16 protein-coding genes are annotated in these 16,590 nt (G+C 37.0%); 5 read left to right on the plus strand and 11 right to left on the minus strand.

Annotated features, from left to right (window positions below):
• From ACE3RB_RS17695 to ACE3RB_RS17705, 3 genes are all read left to right on the plus strand, one after another.
• A partial coding sequence (locus ACE3RB_RS17695) for a 2-oxoglutarate dehydrogenase E1 component (protein ID WP_374465429.1) occupies nt 1-2,809 on the plus strand: 2,809 nt, incomplete at its 5' end.
• Nucleotides 2,810-2,849: 40 nt separating this feature from the next.
• Complete coding sequence (gene odhB / locus ACE3RB_RS17700) at nt 2,850-4,103, plus strand: 2-oxoglutarate dehydrogenase complex dihydrolipoyllysine-residue succinyltransferase (RefSeq protein ID WP_002979077.1); 1,254 nt, start codon at nt 2,850-2,852, stop codon at nt 4,101-4,103.
• Between the two features lie 79 nt (nt 4,104-4,182).
• Nucleotides 4,183-4,464, plus strand: coding sequence for an ApaG domain (locus tag ACE3RB_RS17705; protein WP_374465430.1), 282 nt, complete (start codon nt 4,183-4,185; stop codon nt 4,462-4,464).
• Nucleotides 4,465-4,466: 2 nt separating this feature from the next.
• On the opposite strand, the gene ACE3RB_RS17710 is transcribed toward ACE3RB_RS17705, so the two are convergent.
• From ACE3RB_RS17710 to ACE3RB_RS17720, 3 genes are all read right to left on the minus strand, one after another.
• Nucleotides 4,467-5,021: a 3'-5' exonuclease gene (locus tag ACE3RB_RS17710; protein ID WP_374465431.1), complete on the minus strand. Its 555-nt coding sequence runs from the start codon at nt 5,019-5,021 to the stop codon at nt 4,467-4,469.
• A gap of 203 nt (nt 5,022-5,224) precedes the next feature.
• Nucleotides 5,225-6,202: a glycosyltransferase family 2 protein gene (locus ACE3RB_RS17715; protein WP_374465432.1), complete on the minus strand. Its 978-nt coding sequence runs from the start codon at nt 6,200-6,202 to the stop codon at nt 5,225-5,227.
• A 6-nt stretch (nt 6,203-6,208) separates the two neighbouring features.
• Nucleotides 6,209-7,093, minus strand: a complete 885-nt coding sequence (locus ACE3RB_RS17720; protein WP_374465433.1) for a lysophospholipid acyltransferase family protein — start codon at nt 7,091-7,093, stop codon at nt 6,209-6,211.
• Nucleotides 7,094-7,173: 80 nt separating this feature from the next.
• On the opposite strand from ACE3RB_RS17720, the gene ACE3RB_RS17725 reads away from it, so the two are divergent.
• Entirely contained in the window at nt 7,174-7,740 is a 567-nt protein-coding gene (locus ACE3RB_RS17725; RefSeq protein ID WP_374465434.1) for a thioredoxin family protein, read from the plus strand.
• A 42-nt stretch (nt 7,741-7,782) separates the two neighbouring features.
• On the opposite strand, the gene ACE3RB_RS17730 is transcribed toward ACE3RB_RS17725, so the two are convergent.
• From ACE3RB_RS17730 to ACE3RB_RS17750, 5 genes are all read right to left on the minus strand, one after another.
• On the minus strand, nt 7,783-7,947 hold the full coding sequence (locus ACE3RB_RS17730) for a hypothetical protein (RefSeq protein ID WP_374465435.1): 165 nt from the start codon (nt 7,945-7,947) through the stop codon (nt 7,783-7,785).
• A 103-nt stretch (nt 7,948-8,050) separates the two neighbouring features.
• Complete coding sequence (locus ACE3RB_RS17735; RefSeq protein ID WP_374465436.1) at nt 8,051-9,412, minus strand: aldehyde dehydrogenase; 1,362 nt, start codon at nt 9,410-9,412, stop codon at nt 8,051-8,053.
• Nucleotides 9,413-9,871: 459 nt separating this feature from the next.
• Nucleotides 9,872-11,434, minus strand: coding sequence for a hypothetical protein (locus ACE3RB_RS17740; RefSeq protein WP_374465437.1), 1,563 nt, complete (start codon nt 11,432-11,434; stop codon nt 9,872-9,874).
• A 327-nt stretch (nt 11,435-11,761) separates the two neighbouring features.
• The gene (locus ACE3RB_RS17745) at nt 11,762-12,808 is read right to left on the minus strand and encodes an HlyD family secretion protein (protein ID WP_374465438.1); all 1,047 of its coding nucleotides are present in this window, start codon (nt 12,806-12,808) and stop codon (nt 11,762-11,764) included.
• A complete protein-coding gene (locus ACE3RB_RS17750; RefSeq protein ID WP_374465439.1) occupies nt 12,768-14,147 on the minus strand; it encodes a TolC family protein in 1,380 nt (459 codons plus the stop codon). The genes ACE3RB_RS17745 and ACE3RB_RS17750 overlap by 41 nt, the downstream gene beginning before the upstream one ends.
• Nucleotides 14,148-14,183: 36 nt before the next feature.
• Between ACE3RB_RS17750 and ACE3RB_RS17755 the strand changes: the two genes are divergently transcribed.
• Complete coding sequence (locus ACE3RB_RS17755; protein ID WP_374465440.1) at nt 14,184-15,089, plus strand: helix-turn-helix domain-containing protein; 906 nt, start codon at nt 14,184-14,186, stop codon at nt 15,087-15,089.
• Nucleotides 15,090-15,397: 308 nt separating this feature from the next.
• Here the strand turns inward: ACE3RB_RS17755 and rplI are convergent, their stop codons facing one another.
• From rplI to rpsF, 3 genes are all read right to left on the minus strand, one after another.
• Nucleotides 15,398-15,895, minus strand: coding sequence for a 50S ribosomal protein L9 (rplI, locus tag ACE3RB_RS17760; RefSeq protein ID WP_374465441.1), 498 nt, complete (start codon nt 15,893-15,895; stop codon nt 15,398-15,400).
• Nucleotides 15,896-16,002: 107 nt separating this feature from the next.
• Nucleotides 16,003-16,305, minus strand: a complete 303-nt coding sequence (rpsR, locus tag ACE3RB_RS17765; RefSeq protein ID WP_002979091.1) for a 30S ribosomal protein S18 — start codon at nt 16,303-16,305, stop codon at nt 16,003-16,005.
• A 32-nt stretch (nt 16,306-16,337) separates the two neighbouring features.
• Nucleotides 16,338-16,590 (minus strand): 30S ribosomal protein S6 (gene rpsF / locus ACE3RB_RS17770; RefSeq protein ID WP_374465442.1); only part of this gene is annotated, 253 nt, incomplete at its 5' end.

Below are 16,590 nucleotides of genomic sequence, written 5' to 3' on the forward strand. Positions count from 1 at the left end.
ATTTTCATTCCTAAACGCAGCTCATTCTCAGTTAATTGAGGATTTATACCAACAGTACTTAAAATTCCCGGACTCTCTAGAACCATCATGGAAAGCTTTCTTTCAAGGCTTCGATTTCGCTTTGGAGAATTACGGAGATGACGATAACACTCAATTTATTCAGGCTTCGGCCAGCGCTGCCCCGGCAGTACAACAACAGATTTCTCAGGCAGTATCCAACGGAGAAGTTCCTGAGCATATCAAGAAAGAATTTAAAGTAGTAAACCTTATTGAGGCTTACAGAACGAGAGGACACCTTTTTACAAAGACTAACCCGGTTAGAGAAAGAAGACACTATACCCCTACTTTAGACATCGAAAATTTCGGTCTTTCTAAAGAAGATTTAAATACAAAATTCAACTGTGCGGTTGAAACAGGAATGAAAGAACCTGCTACTCTGGCAGACCTTATCAAGCACCTTGAAAATATCTACTGTGATTCTATCGGGGTAGAATACATGCACATCAACAATGTTGAAGAAAAAGATTTCATCAAAAGATGGCTTCAGGTAAATGAAAATCATCCAAACCTTTCTGCAAACGAAAAAACAGAAATCTTATTAAAATTAAATCAGGCGGTAGCTTTTGAAAACTACCTGCACACAAAATTTGTAGGACAAAAAAGATTCTCATTAGAAGGAGGTGAAACATTAATCCCGGCTTTGGACCAGCTTATCTCAAGATCTTCTCAGTTAGGAGTAGATGAAGTGGTGTTGGGTATGGCTCACAGAGGTAGACTTAATGTTCTTACCAATATTTTCGGGAAATCTTACAAGCAGATCTTCTCAGAATTTGAAGGAAAAGAATTCGAAGAAGATGTATTCTCCGGTGACGTTAAATATCACCTGGGATCATCTAAAAAGATCAAGACAGCTTCCGGAGAAGAAGTTTGTATCAACCTTACTCCGAACCCGTCTCACCTTGAAACGGTTGCTGCCCTTGTAGAAGGTATCTGCCGTGCAAAAGTAGATGACAAATACAAAGATTACTCTAAAGTATTGCCAATCATCATCCACGGTGACGGTGCTATTGCAGGACAAGGGATTGCTTACGAAGTTGCTCAGATGATGACTCTGGAAGGATATAGAACAGGAGGTACTGTTCATATCGTTGTTAATAACCAGGTTTCATTTACAACTAACTACATGGATGCAAGATCTTCAACATACTGTACAGACATTGCGAAAGTTACAGAATCTCCTGTAATGCACGTAAATGCTGATGATGCAGAAGCGGTTGTTCATGCGATCCATTTTGCTGCTGATTTCAGAGCAAAATTCGGTAAAGATGTTTATATCGACCTTTTAGGATACAGAAAATATGGTCACAACGAAGGGGATGAGCCAAGATTCACTCAGCCTAACTTATATAAAACGATCTCAAAACACCCGAATCCAAGAGAAATTTATAAAGATAAATTACTGAAAGACAGCATTACTTCGAATGATGTAATTGCTAAAATGGAAACGGAATTCAAAGCTCTTCTGGATAAAGATTTTGATGCTTCCAAAGAGATTGAGAAAAACGTTATGGACGTGTTCATGGCTGAAGATTGGGTGAATTATCCGATCGGAAAAAGAGGAGCAGTTCAGATACCGGTAGATACAAAATATGACCTTGCAAAGCTGAAAGAACTGGCAATTAAGATGTCAACGCTTCCTGCTGATAAAACGTTTATCAATAAAATTACAAGACTTTTCGAAAACCGTATCAAAGCTATTGAAGGAAATTCACTAGACTGGGCGTTAGGAGAGTGGTTAGCCTATGCAACACTTCTTGTAGAAGGTCACAATGTAAGAATCTCAGGGGAAGATGTGGAAAGAGGTACATTCTCTCACAGACACGCTGTAGTAAAAACTGAAGATACAGAAGAAGAATATATCCCGTTAAGACATGTATCCGAAAACAGATTTGATGTATTCAATTCTCATCTTTCAGAATATGGTGTTTTAGGTTTCGACTATGGATATGCAATGGCTTCTCCAAATACATTAACCATCTGGGAAGCTCAGTTCGGGGATTTCGTGAACGGTGCCCAGATTATTGTAGACCAGTATCTGGCAGCTGCAGAAGAAAAATGGAAAATCCAGGACGGATTGGTAATGTTATTGCCTCACGGTTCAGAAGGACAGGGAGCAGAGCACTCTTCAGCAAGATTGGAGAGATTCCTTACCCTTTGTGCTAATGAAAACATGGTGGTTGCCAATATTACTTCACCTGCCAACTACTTCCACTTATTGAGAAGACAGTTGAAATGGTCATTCAGAAAACCATTGGTGGTAATGAGCCCTAAATCTCTGTTGAGACACCCTAAAGTGGTTTCTCCGCTTGAAGATTTTGCAAACGGTGCATTCCAGCCGGTATTAGATGATCCGACTGCAGATCCTAAAAAAGTAGAAAAATTAGTTCTTTGTTCAGGTAAACTGTACTTCGAATTATTAGCGAAGAAAGAAGAACTGAACTGTGAAAATATTGCACTGGTAAGATTCGAGCAGTTATATCCGCTTCAGACAGATGCTATTGAAGTCATCTTCAGCAAATATGAAAACAGAAAACAATTGGTGTGGGCTCAGGAAGAACCTGAAAACATGGGAGCATGGTCTTATATCCTGAGAAACTTCAGAGATACAGGAATCCAGGTAGTTGCTCCGGTACCAAGTGGTGCACCGGCTCCAGGTAGCCACAAAATGTTTGAGAAAAACCAAAATGCAGTAATCAACAGAGTTTTCGACAGAGACGATGCTCCTGCAAAAAGACCAGTAACAGCTTAATTTAAAATAATAATCAATTAAAAAATAAAAAATACTCGATATGTCAGTTTTAGAAATGAAAGTTCCTTCACCGGGCGAATCAATTACAGAAGTTGAAATTGCAACTTGGCTTGTAAAAGATGGTGATTATGTAGAAAAAGATCAACCTATCGCCGAAGTGGATTCAGATAAAGCAACTCTTGAATTGCCTGCAGAACAAAGTGGTGTAATCACTTTAAAAGCAGAAGAAGGTGATGTAGTACAAGTAGGTCAGGTAGTTTGTTTAATTGATATGGATGCTAAAAAGCCGGAAGGTGCTGCACCTGCCGCTGAAGCTCCAAAACAGGAAGAAGCTCCGAAAGCTGCTGAACCTGCTAAACAGGAAGCTCCAAAACCTGCCGCTCCGGTAGCTGCACCACAAACTTACGCAACAGGAGCTCCATCTCCGGCTGCTAAAAAAATCCTTGATGAAAAAGGAATGGATGCTGCACAGGTTTCAGGAACAGGAAGAGACGGAAGAATTACTAAAACTGATGCTGAATTAGCGGCAGTACCTGCATTAGGTGGAAGCCCTCTTACTGCAACAGGTTCAAGATCTACTACCACAACTAAACTTTCAGTTTTAAGAAGAAAAATCGCTCAGAGATTAGTTTCTGTGAAGAATGAAACAGCTATGTTGACTACTTTCAATGAAGTTGACATGTCTGAAATCTTCAGATTGAGAAAACAATATAAAGAAGAATTTGCTCAAAAGCACGGAGTTGGACTTGGTTTCATGTCTTTCTTCACAAAGGCTGTTACAAGAGCATTACAAATGTATCCGGATGTAAATGCATCTATTGATGGTGACTTCAAAGTAAACTATGATTTCTGTGATATTTCAATTGCAGTTTCAGGTCCTAAAGGATTAATGGTTCCTGTATTGAGAAATGCAGAAAACATGTCTTTCAGCGCTGTAGAAGCAAACATCAAAGATCTTGCTACAAAAGTAAGAGACGGTAAAATTACTGTTGATGAAATGACTGGTGGTACCTTCACAATTACAAACGGTGGTACTTTCGGATCTATGATGTCTACACCAATCATCAACCCTCCGCAATCTGCAATCCTTGGAATGCACAACATCATCCAGAGACCGGTTGCTGTTGACGGGCAGGTAGTAATCAGACCAATGATGTATGTAGCAATGTCTTATGACCACAGAATTATCGACGGAAAAGAGTCTGTAGGATTCCTTGTAGCGGTAAAAGAAGCGATCGACAATCCTGTTGGTATCTTAATGGGAGGTGACGAAAGAAAAGGCCTTGGATTATAGTTTTAACAGAATTATAACATAAATATACAATCTCGCCTAAAAAAGGCGAGATTTTTGTATCTATTAAGAAAATGCTACAATGATGTTTTCAAAAATGACTTCCAATATCAAAGTTTCAGTAATACCTGAATATGATAGTAAAAACAGTTATCCATCCGAAAACCGTTACGTTTTTAAATACAATATCACGATAGAAAATGACGGAAGCTTTCCTATCAAAGTGTTGAAAAGAAAATGGTTGATTTTTGACGTAGGATTTGGATATACAGAAATTATAGGAGATGGGGTAATCGGCCTTACTCCTGAGATAGGAACCAGCGAAAATTTCGCTTATTTTTCCAATGTAATGCTTCGTCTGTAATATTAAAGTCTTTTGATTTTTGCTTTCATATAATCATGTACTTCATCATTACTGGTGAGGAAGAGTTTCTCAAATGCCAGCAAAGAAATTTTGGCACATACTTCGGCATCAGCTCCTGCCCGGTGGTGGGCAAAGTCAATTTTATGATATTCAGCTAAAGGTTTCAGTCCATATTTCGGGAGATAATTCCATGATTTTTTGGCAAGCTGGATACTGCACAAATAATTCAATTTAGGGGTAAACATTCCGTAGTGCTCCAGACAGCCTCTTAAAACAGAAGCATCAAAACCTGCATTATGAGCAATCATAAGGCTTCCGTACATCATATCCTGAGCCTCATACCATATTTCATCAAAAGTCGGAGCGTCTTTCACATCTTCCGGCTGAATTCCATGCACTGCAATATTGAATTTACTGAAATAAGGAAAGCTTGGCGGTTTAATCAGCCATGTTTTCGTTTCAACAATTTTAGAATCCTGTACTACACAAATTCCCATCTCACAAGCTGAACTTTTCTCGTGAGTGGCCGTTTCAAAATCTATAGCACAGAAATCCATTGTTCTAATATTATAAGTTTGTTGGGTTGTTTTTGTTGCTGGTTACTGGTACTTGTTTGGAATTTGATGTTCAAGGTTTTGAGTTTAAAGTTTAAAGGTAATTGAAGTTATGAATTTTATCATTATAAACTTTAGTTCATAAGAAATGGTAATTTTCCCTAATCCCTATAACCTGCAACCTATAACCTATCATCTGCCACCTATCACCTCCCTCCCAAAAAGTGTTTAAAAATAAGCCATTTTGATTGATAGAAATTCTTCTTCTGATGCCTTTGACGAAGCTTCCAGGTTGTGGGAAGTTGGGCGTAAAAACCAAAATGAGCTCTTACTACAGCCCAAAGATGCGGAAAGCCCTGTTTTAATCCAAAATAAATTCCGGCAATACCATCCAGACATAATCTGAAAAATATCAGGAAGATCAATTGAGGAAAAGGAAGATTTTTAAGCATCATAGAAAGGTTATTCCTGATGTTTAAATAAGTCTTCTGTGCGCTCTGCTTGTTGAGCGTTCCACCGCCTACATGGTAAACTTTGGATTTCCCGGTATAATAAATCTTTTTTCCTGAATTAATAAGCCTCCAGCAAAGATCAATTTCTTCCTGATGGGCAAAAAATCTCGCATCAAAACCATTCTGTTCCCAGAAATCTTTTGAACGTATAAAAAAGCAGCATCCTGAAGCCCAGAAAATCTCTGCTTCATCATTGTATTGCCCTTTATCCTCTTCAAGATCATCGAAAACTCTTCCTCTGCAATACGGATACCCAAGGTTATCAATTAGTCCGCCTGCAGCTCCTGCAAATTCAAAATAATTTCTATTGTGATAAGATAAAATTTTGGGCTGTACTGCTGAAACAGAAGGGTTACTTTCCAATAATTCCAACACAGGTTCTGTCCAGTTTTCTGTAACCTCTACATCAGAATTAAGAAGACAGTAATATTCGTTTTTGATGGCTTTCAATCCTTCATTATAACCGCCTGCAAAACCATAGTTTTTATCGTTTTTAACAATTTGTACTGTGGGAAAATTCTTTTCTAAGAATTCAATTGAATCATCTGTTGAAAGATTGTCTATCACATAGATATCTGCATTCTGAGAAAATTGAACTACTCCCGGAAGAAACTGTTCAAGCCAATTCCTGCCGTTCCAGTTTAAGATGGCAACTGCCAGTTTTTTCTGCATGTCAATCTATTTTTTTTCAGAATCAAAATTTTTGATAGAGTCCTGATATTTCCATTTTCTGTGTGACCAAAGATAATTGTCCGGATGTTTATGTAAAGTATTTTCCAGTAATTTATGGAACTTTCTTACCACTTCGTTTTCTGTAAACTTTTCCCCATCCGGGTATATTCTGTGATAATTAACCTGATAATAACCACGCTTTACCTTTTTCATTTCACAATAGATGAAAACAAGGTCCATTCTTGTGGCAAGCCTGTCATAGCCTATAAAGGCAGGAGTACGCTGATTTAAAAACTCTAATCCATACGTAATATGAGCGTGATGGGGTGTTTGGTCAGCCACAAACATATAGGCAGAATCTCCGTTGTTTTTAGATCTGAAAATATTAAGAATCACTTCATTGGCTTCCAGTGCTTCATTTCCGAATTTATTCCGGACTTTCTTCATCTGGTTTTCCCAGAAGTCACTGTTTACTTTTCTGTATACAGGATGGCAGTGCGCCTGCGGGATGATTTTTGCCAGTGCATTGATCCATTCCCAATTGAAAACGTGGCCTGCCAGTAAAATAATATTTTTACCTTCCTCTTTGGCTTCGTGAAATAAATGCTGGTTGATATGCTGCATTCTCACTCTGGATTCTGTTTCCGAAATGCTGAAAGATTTAATGGTTTCTACCAGATAATCAGAAAAATTGAGGTAGAATTTTTTCCGGATCTCTTTGATTTCTTCTTCAGTTTTATCAGGGAAAGATTTTTTCAGGTTTTGCGTAATAACCTCTTTTCTGTATCCTACAATATGATAATTCAGGAAAAAGATGACGTCCGAAAAAATATATAATATTTTAAGCGGAAGCTTGGAAATCAGGTATAATATTTTGATTAGAAAATTCATAAAACACGCAAATTTAGTGATAATAAAATTATGGTTCTATTTTTGCAGGGGGATATGTAGTATTTTTTTATTTTTATGCTATGAAAAAATTGACATTGTTAGCTTTTCTGGGATTAAGTGCAGTAGCTTTTTCACAAAATACAAAGAGCGAACCCGATAACGTAAAAGAAAAAACAGCTTTAATTGTACCTGCCGATCAGGCGGAACTTGAAGCTAAGAAAAAAGCGGCTGAAGAAAAAGCAAAGCTGCCTAAGCCTTATGATCCGAAAGCGGATGCTCAGGCCGATATTAATAAATTAGTTGCTCAGGCTAAAAAAGAAGGGAAAAATATTATGATACAGGCTGGTGGTAACTGGTGTATCTGGTGCCTTCGTTTTAATAATTTTGTGCAGACAACTCCTGAACTGAAGGAAATTGTAGATAAAAAATATCTGTATTATCATCTGAATTATTCTCCGGATAATAAGAATGAGAAAGTTTTTGCCCAGTATATCAATGTTAAAGAACAGCAATTTTATCCTTTCTTTATCATTTTAGATAAAAATGGCAAAAAAATTCATGTTCAACAGAGTGAGGTTTTGGAAGATGGAAAAGGATACAGCAAGGAAAAAGTAAAAGAATTTCTGGAAAAAGGAAAAATTCTTTAAAAAGAAACCCGTTCACCAAGAACGGGTTTTTGTTTTTTTATATTAAGAAGCTGCACAAAACTCCATACGTATTGCGCCTTTACCATTAGCGTCATAGCAAGCTGCTGCGCCCGAATATTCAATACACGAAGTACAAGAACTGATGTATACCATACTTCCGTCTGAACAAGATGAAGCACATGATAATCCTCCTGTTAATTTACTCAATTTTTCTCTGGATAATTTTTTTAAATTTTTCATGGGTTATAGAATTTAAGTTTTAGGACATAAATATATATTTTTTTTATTGAAATTTCCAATAAAAGATAAATTACAACAGTTTTCTAATCCAGCTTAATTTTTTTTCCGAATAAGGTGGATATTTAATATTTGGTTCACCCCATGTGGCTTTTTCAAGAATGGATTTTTGATGGGAGAACGTTTCAAAACCATATTTCCCGTGATAATTTCCTATGCCGGAACTTCCTACGCCTCCGAATGGCAGATTATCATTGCTCAGATGCATCACAGTGTCATTGATACAACCTCCTCCGAAAGAAAGTTTCCGTGTAAAGATTTCCTTTTCTTCAGAATTACTGGTGAAAAGATAGGCTGCCAGTGGTTTTTCAAGCTCTGAAACAGTGTTGAGAACTGCATTATAGCTTTGAAAACTGATAACAGGCAGAAGAGGACCGAAAATTTCTTCCTGCATGATGTCATCATTCCAGTCTATATGGTTCAGAATAGTAGGTTCGATGTATAATTTTTCTTCATCAGAATTTCCTCCGTAATAGATTTTTTCTTTATCAATAAGGCGTATAAGGCGCTGGAAATTTCTTTGGTTAATAATTCTTGTGTATTGTTCGGAATCCGGTTCATACTGAAACTCTTTGATATATTTCCTGAGCATTTCCAGAAACTGTTCCTGAATGGTTTCTTCTATCAGCAGGTAATCAGGAGCTACACAGGTTTGACCGGCATTTAGGAACTTCCCCCATACGATTCTTTTGGCTGCTGTTTCCAGATCGGCATCTTTGGTGACAATGGCTGGGGATTTTCCGCCCAATTCAAGCGTTACAGGAGTAAGATGTTCTGCCGCCGCTTTATAAACGATTTTTCCGACTTTCGTGCTTCCGGTAAAAAATATTTTGTCAAATTTTAATGTTAAAAGGGCTGTGGTTTCTTCAATACCTCCTTCATATACATAAAGATACTCAGAAGGGAAGTTTTCATTGATGAGTGAGGCCATTGCCTTCATTGTATTTTCAGCAATTTCACTGGGTTTAAGGATACAGCAGTTTCCGGCTGCCATTGCTGCAATAACGGGAGAAAGGGATAGTTGATAAGGATAATTCCACGCTCCGATTACCAATACACAGCCAAGCGGGTCCTTATAAATTTTACTGTTTCCGAGCTGATTCACAAGGTTGGTCCTTACTTTTTGAGGTTTTGAAAGCGCTTTTATATTACTGATATAATAATCAATATCATTCAGGATGAAAGATAATTCTGTAGTGAATGTATCAAATTTGGATTTACCAAAATCCCTGTTAATAGCTTCACAGAGCATATTCTCATTTGAGATGATAAGTTTTTTTAGCTTTTCGAGGTACATTTTCCGGAAGGCAAGACCTTTGGTTTGCTGTGTTTTAAAAAAATCTCTCTGGCTCAGTAAAATTTTTTCAATTTCCATTGGTAAACTTTTGTATTAAACGTAGTGTTTTATGCAATATTGCTGCTTGAAAAATACGAACAATAAACCGGCCAAAGTGCGGAGAAGAAAGGAGATTGAAGATAGCAGTTAGAAACAGTAAGTTTCTTTTGACATTTGGGAAATATTGTTCGTTTAATAAGAACTTATCAGTATTAGCTTTAGTTAAAGGGCCTTTAGCTATTTCTTAATTTAAGTTTAATTCAAAGTTCGCAATGGATTTGACTGAAAAATGTGGAATTATGTTCGCAAAGGCGTTGACACTTAGCAGAGTTTATTCAGACCATATAGCTGAATGAAATGCCTTTGCGAACGGAAAATATTCATATCATTTTATATCTTCCTAGCGTTTTCCTGGCGTTTAAGAAACTGTCTTATCTTAATCTATCTGTTATTTATGTCTTCAGTAGCTACAATCTTCCAGCCTCCAGCTTCCTTCCTTTACATAATATTCCGTACTGCTATTTTTACCGGATGGTAAAGCAATAAACAGATTGCAGTAACAAGAGCCAGCCAGAACAGTCCTGTGAAAATTTCCATATTGGAAAGGAGGATGGATTGAGCTGTTATTTTAGCTTTAAAAGCCCCGGCTGTTACAGAAAGAGAATCATTCACCGGAAGCCTGGAAACCGCATTTCCGAAAATCTGATTCCACTGGCTGTAAAAAACAGGATTGATATCTGTAAGATGAGCACTGAGTGCGTCAGAATGTTTTAGCGTTAAAAATAACATCAGGTTCTGCATCAGCGCATATCCGATAGCGGTTGTCCAGAAGCGGGTTGTGGTTCCCAACGCTGTAGCATTGGAAACATATTCTTCTCTGGTCCCTGAAATCAAAAAGAAAACAAGCGGTGTAAATAATAATCCCTGGGCTGTTCCCTGCAGGAATAAAGGCGGACAGATAGTGGAAAGAGTAGTGTCAGGATAAAAAGTATAGGTAAACCATGCACAGTCAATGGCCAGCAGCAAAAATCCTGTAAAGAAAACAATCCTTGAAGATACTCCGCGAACCAGACAAATCCCCGATAATATGATTCCCAGAAGTGTACCGGCAACATTCCAGTATTGGATGTTCACAATATAATCCCATGGCCATTTCCATACGGTAGCCATAATGCTGTAAACATTATTCAGTCCCGAACGGATCAGGTAAAAAATAAAAAACAGGACCATTCCGGCAATGACGTTTCTGGAACTGAAAACCTCAAAATGAAACAGAGGTCTTCTGGAGTTTCTCTGTTTAAGCATAAATAATCCTCCTGAAAGAAGAAATATAAAAAAACACATCACAATGGTATCAGATTCAAACCACATGAGTCTTTTTCCATAAATAATTGCATAACCGCCGGCCTGCAGACAAACCCAAAGCAAAAACCAGCTGGTAATATCCAACTGATACAAAGGCTTTTTAGGAAAGAATCTGTTTTTGTTGAACAGTGCAATACCAATAATCAGTACAAATACATGAAAGTAGACCATCATCAGGATCATATGCCGGAAATCATAATTCTCAATACTTGATTTCAGCAGGGAAGTGGTGATGGTTCCTCCCGTCAGCATAGTCGTATACATAAAGAGATAAGCCAAAACTTTGGCATGTTTCGTTTTTAACTCCGCAATGATTAAAGGAAGGAAAATAGCACCTTCCAGCAATCCGAAAATACCTTCCAGAAATCTGATTACCAAAATAACATGATAGTCATGGGTTACTGACAGAACATAAAGAATGATCACGGAAATGGAAGCCATCAGCAGTACATAATATTTCACGCTGAAATAAGCCATAAACCGTTGTAAAACTAAAAGGGTAACCACAAATGTCCCATACATCAAAATCATTAAATACTGGATGTCATCTGAATCTACATCCATAAAAGAAGATGTGAAGGCGCTGTTTGAATGTAAAAGCGACAACAACATCAGGTGGGGAAACAATGCCAATATGAGAAGAGGCAGCTTCAGCCATTGTGGTACCCATTTATGATAAACTGAATTGTGTTGCATAATTTTTTTAAAACAAAAGGGCAAAAAGCGAAAAACATGAATCACAAAATTGCGGTTGAATGTAATCAGGACCATCAATGATTTTGCTCTGCCTTGTTAATTGTTTAGTCTTTGTAAAAATGCGAAAAGACAAAAGGGCAAGGTGTAAAGTAAAAGGTAAAATGGCCAATATGCTTAAGAAAAAATTCACAGATTCGCTATTTGCAGTTCTGCCTTTTCGCAAAAAAAATAATTTAATTTGAAAATTTGAAAATGAGAGAATTTGAAAATTAAATTAAAATCGAATATTTTATATTCTAATACTCTCAAACACTCCCACACTCAAACTCATATCTTCTTAGCGCTCACCAGAACATTCATTCCGGAAAGCAGCTTTTCGTTGTCTTTATTGTTATCAAGGATAATTTTTACAGGAAATCTCTGTTCAATTTTTACAAAGTTTCCGGTTGCATTATCCGGTTTTACCAAAGAAAACTGAGAACCGGATGCAGGAGACACGGAAAGTATTTTTCCTTTAAATTCAACATCAGGATAAGCATCTGCTGTAATAGTCACTTCCTGACTCTGGTCAATCTGCCCAAGCTGTGTTTCTTTATAATTGGCTATGATCCATTTCTCCTTGCTTACGATCTGGACCAAAGCCTGGCCTTCTTTAATCAATTGACCTTCCTGAATGGTTTTCTTTCCCACCCATCCGTCATAAGGAGCTGTAATCACCGTATAGGAAAGGTATAGCTTAGCATTATTAAGGTTTGCAGAACTCTGCTGGATCTGGCTTTTAACAGGAGCTACTTTAGTCTGTTGTTCATTTGCTCCGGCTCTTACTGCATTTTTCTGCTGCTCCAATGCCAGAAGATTGGCTTTTGACTGTTCATAGGAAGCTTTTACATTTTCAAATTCCTGTTCCGTTGCTGCGTCTTCTGCCAGAAGGTTTTTATATCTTTTAAAATCCTGTTCCGTTCTCCAGATATCAATTTTTGCAGACGCAATTTTAGCATCAATGATCTTGGTGTCGCTTTCTTTGGTATTGACTCCGCTTTCAATAGTGCTTATGGTGGCTGTATTGGCATGAAGGTTGGCTTCTGCTATCTGTACCTGGTTCAGGAACTCCCTGTTGTCTATGATGATTAAAGTGTCACCTTTATGGACAAACTGGTTTTCATTAAACTTTATTGTTTTGATAAACCCTGATACCTTGCTGGAAACGGGAGTAATATATTGCTCGATCTGTGCGTCATTTGTAGTAACATTTTTTCTTGAAAAAAGATAAAAGCTGACCATCCCTGTAATTCCGCTGATGATCAGGATCCAGGCCAGTAAAGTAATGGACTTGTTAATTCTTTTTTCTTTTTGTGTCAGTTGTTTCTGTGCCATAGTTTTTATAAGTTTCCAATCGTATTTGGAGTTGGTAATATTTAAGTTGTCGGTTTATTTTTACAGAAATAAGATTAGATTCAGCTTCCAGATAAGCATTGTCTGCATCTATCAGTTCTGTGATAAGACTAAGCTTATTGGCGTATTTTGTTCTTACAATACGGTAGTTTTCTTTGGCCTGCTGGATGGCTTCTTCAGCAATTTTAACCTTCTGATCCGTTTCTTCAAACTTTTTATATGTTTCATATACATTGTGTCTTATTTTCTCTTCATTCTCCTCAATCTGAAGCTTGGCAAGATCAATGTTTTCTTTTGCTTCCTGCATTTTATATTTATTCTTGTACAGGCTTTCAATAGGATAGGTAAGATTTACCCCAACCATTCCCAAACGGTAAGCATAAGGCTCAGGTGGAAAGAACATCATATTCGGATATTTTATAAAGTATTCTCCGCCAGCGGTGATTTTGGGTAAATAATTGGCTTTGGTAATTTTCTGATCCAGTTCCTTCAGTGAAAGATTTTTATGGGTAATTTCAACAGATTCGTTTTTGCTTAATGCGGTTTCTGTGAGTTCATCAATATAAGGAATTGAAGCATTGTCTGAAATCAGATCTTCTGTATCAACGTGCATTTCCTGGCTTTCCGGAAGAGAAAGAATCGTTTTAAGTTTATGTTCTGCAATCTGAATATCATTATCCAGTTCAGTCCGGCTCATTGTATGGTTGGAAAGCTGCAGTGAAGTTCTTAAGACTTCGTTTACCGTTACAACACCATTGGCTTTCAAAGCTTTTACCTGCCTGATATTAACGGAATCTTCTTTCATTTTATCGTTAATAAGACTTTGCTGCTCTTTTAAATGATGAATCTGCAGAAAAGCAGTAATGATTTCCATTTTAAGTTGTCTTTCATCAAGATGAGTTTTCAGTACTGAAATTTCAGTATCAATACCCGCTTTCTTTTCCGTGTTCTTGATTTTGCCACCCATATATACCGGAATAGAAGCAGATAACGTAAAGTCATACATACCATTGATGACATCATATTGGGTTGCTTTGTTAAATACGCCATTCTGATGCTGGAACAGGTTGGTAACCTGATTGTAGCTGGTATGAAACTCAATGTCCGGAAGTTTTTCCATTTTGAGATCTTTCTCTTTGGTAACAGACATTTCCTGTTTCAGATGACTGATCTGTATATTTTTATTGTTTTTCAAACCAATTTCTATAGCTTGCTGTAAGCCAAGATGCTGGTAATCTATCATCTGTGATTGTAAAAAACTGCTCAATAATAAGCACAACGCCATGCACAGATACCGGCATGCGTTAAATATGATATTCATAAATTAATTAAAGGATTTTTGCTAAAAATGATTTTGATGCAGCAAATTTACGACGTCATGCATAGTACCCGATTTGTGAAAGCAGAAAAAGATTTGCTCATTTACGCCAAATTGAAAATTCTTCCATACCTTTATGCTATGAACGACAGTCATTTTAAAGCGGTAGAAGAGGAAGATGCGGAATTTTATGTCTATCATGTCCTCACAGGTAACGTAACCACGGAGATTCATTATCACAGTTCTGCACAATTGGTTTATGCAGAAGGCGGTATTGTGCATGTCTTTACTGACCAGAAGCACTGGTACCTTCCTGCCAGATGTTTTATGTGGATTCCTGCAGGTACTCCCCATTATATTTTTTCTACCAGTCCCAAAGTGGATTTATTTAATTTTTATTTTAAAAAAGAAGAAAATGAAAGTGGCTTTTTTGATGAAATTAACATTTATTCTGTTAATAATTTACTTCGGGAGATGATTTTTTATACTAAAGACTGGGATGGGAAAATCACAAAGAATGATCACTCTAAATATTATTTTCTCAAAGCTCTCAAAAGCGTTTTACAGGAAAAAAAGCACAAGCATCTGGCGTTTCCCATACAACATCCTTTTCCCAAAGATGAAACATTACTGAAGGTTGCAAAATATATTCATGCTAACCTTGAAAAGCCCCTTACGATTGAATCTACAGCTAAAGAATTCGGAATGAGTACAAGAACCCTTTCAAGGAAATTTAAAGAGATTCTGTGCATGAATTACTTTCGCTTTCTGAGAGCATTAAGAATTACCCGTTCCCTTGAACTGATGCTGGAAGGAAAATATAATATGTACGAAATTGCTATGATGGTAGGCTACAACAGCCTGTCGTCATTCAGTAATATTTTCAAGAAAGTTATTGGTATTGCTCCTACAGAATATCAGCATAAACTGAGAGGGGATAAGTAGAGTGGGAGTGTTTGAGGGTTTAAGAGTTTGAGTTTCGTGATTCAGGTTACGGGGCAGCGGGTTCTACAACACTGGATAGTACTTCTCTACATTAACTTGCTTTTTAGCTAAATAAGAAGGATAAAAGTTTATATAACGAGTAATAACAGTTAAGATTTCCTACATTCCCCTTCTCTGAAGGGGTGGATTTTTGCAAAGCAAAAAGACGGGGTAGTTAAGAATCACCCAATCAATAATTATCGTACAAATAAAAAACCACCTCAATAAATTGAAGTGGTCTTGTATTGTGAGAAATTCTCAGTCGCTTATTAAGCTTCTTCAGTTTTAGCTTCTTCTTTTTTAGGAGCTGCCTCAACCGGAGCATCAGATACGATATCAAACTCGTAGTTGTATTCAACATTTCTGTGAAGTCTGATAAGAGCTGTGAATTTACCAGTTCTCTTGATCGTGTTACCAGGAATTTTGATGTATTTTTTCTCTACAGAAACACCAGCTTTTTCTAAAGCAGCAGATAGATCAGCATTGTTGATAGATCCGAATAGTTTATCACCAGTACCTACTTTTGCAGGAATAGTGATAGAAGTTTTCTTCAATTGCTCAACTACAGCGTTAGCAGCAGCGATTAATTTAGCTTCTTCTTCTTTTCTAGCTTCTAATGTAGCTTCTAAAGCAGCTTTGTTTTTAGGGGTAGCTAAAAGTGCAAATCCTTGAGGGATTAGGAAGTTTCTAGCATAACCAGGCTTTACGTTTACTGTATCAAACTCAAGTCCTAAGTTTTCTACGTCTTTTTTTAGGATAATTTCCATTGTTGTTGTCCTTTTTTAGATTTTAGTAGTCTAAAATCAAGTTAGAATTAATGATGTATTCAGCAACAAAAGAAGAGGTTGCCCTCTTCTTTTATTTATTTTTTGTCTTATTTCAATAAGTCAGCTACGTATGGTAGTAATGCAAGGTGTCTTGCTCTTTTGATAGCAGCAGAAACTTTTCTTTGGTATTTTAAAGAAGTTCCGGTGTATCTTCTTGGTAAAATTTTACCTTGCTCGTTTACGAATTGTAATAAGAAATCAGCATCTTTGTAGTCAACGTGCTTAATTCCGTATTTTTTGAATCTACAATATTTCTTTTCAGATTTTGTATTGATATCAAGTGGAGTAAGGAATTTTACTTCTGATTCTCCTCCTGCTGAGGCTTGTTTAGCCATTTCATCTATTGCCATGTCTTGTCTTTTTTAAAAAATAGGGTTAATAATTAAGCTTTAGCTGCTTTTACTTTAGCTCTTCTTGTTACAGCGTACTCAACAGCGTGTTTGTCAAGTTTTGTAGTAAGGTAACGGATTACTCTTTCGTCACGTTTGAATGCCAATTCTAAGTCAGCTACTACAGAACCTTCTCCTTTAAATTCGATTAAAGTATAGAACCCATTCTTTTTCAATTGAATAGGGTAAGCCAATTTTTTTAATCCCCAGTTTTCTTTAGCAACGATTTCGCAGTTCTTTTCTTTG

This window comes from Chryseobacterium sp. (assembly GCF_041914225.1).
GTDB lineage: Bacteria > Bacteroidota > Bacteroidia > Flavobacteriales > Weeksellaceae > Chryseobacterium.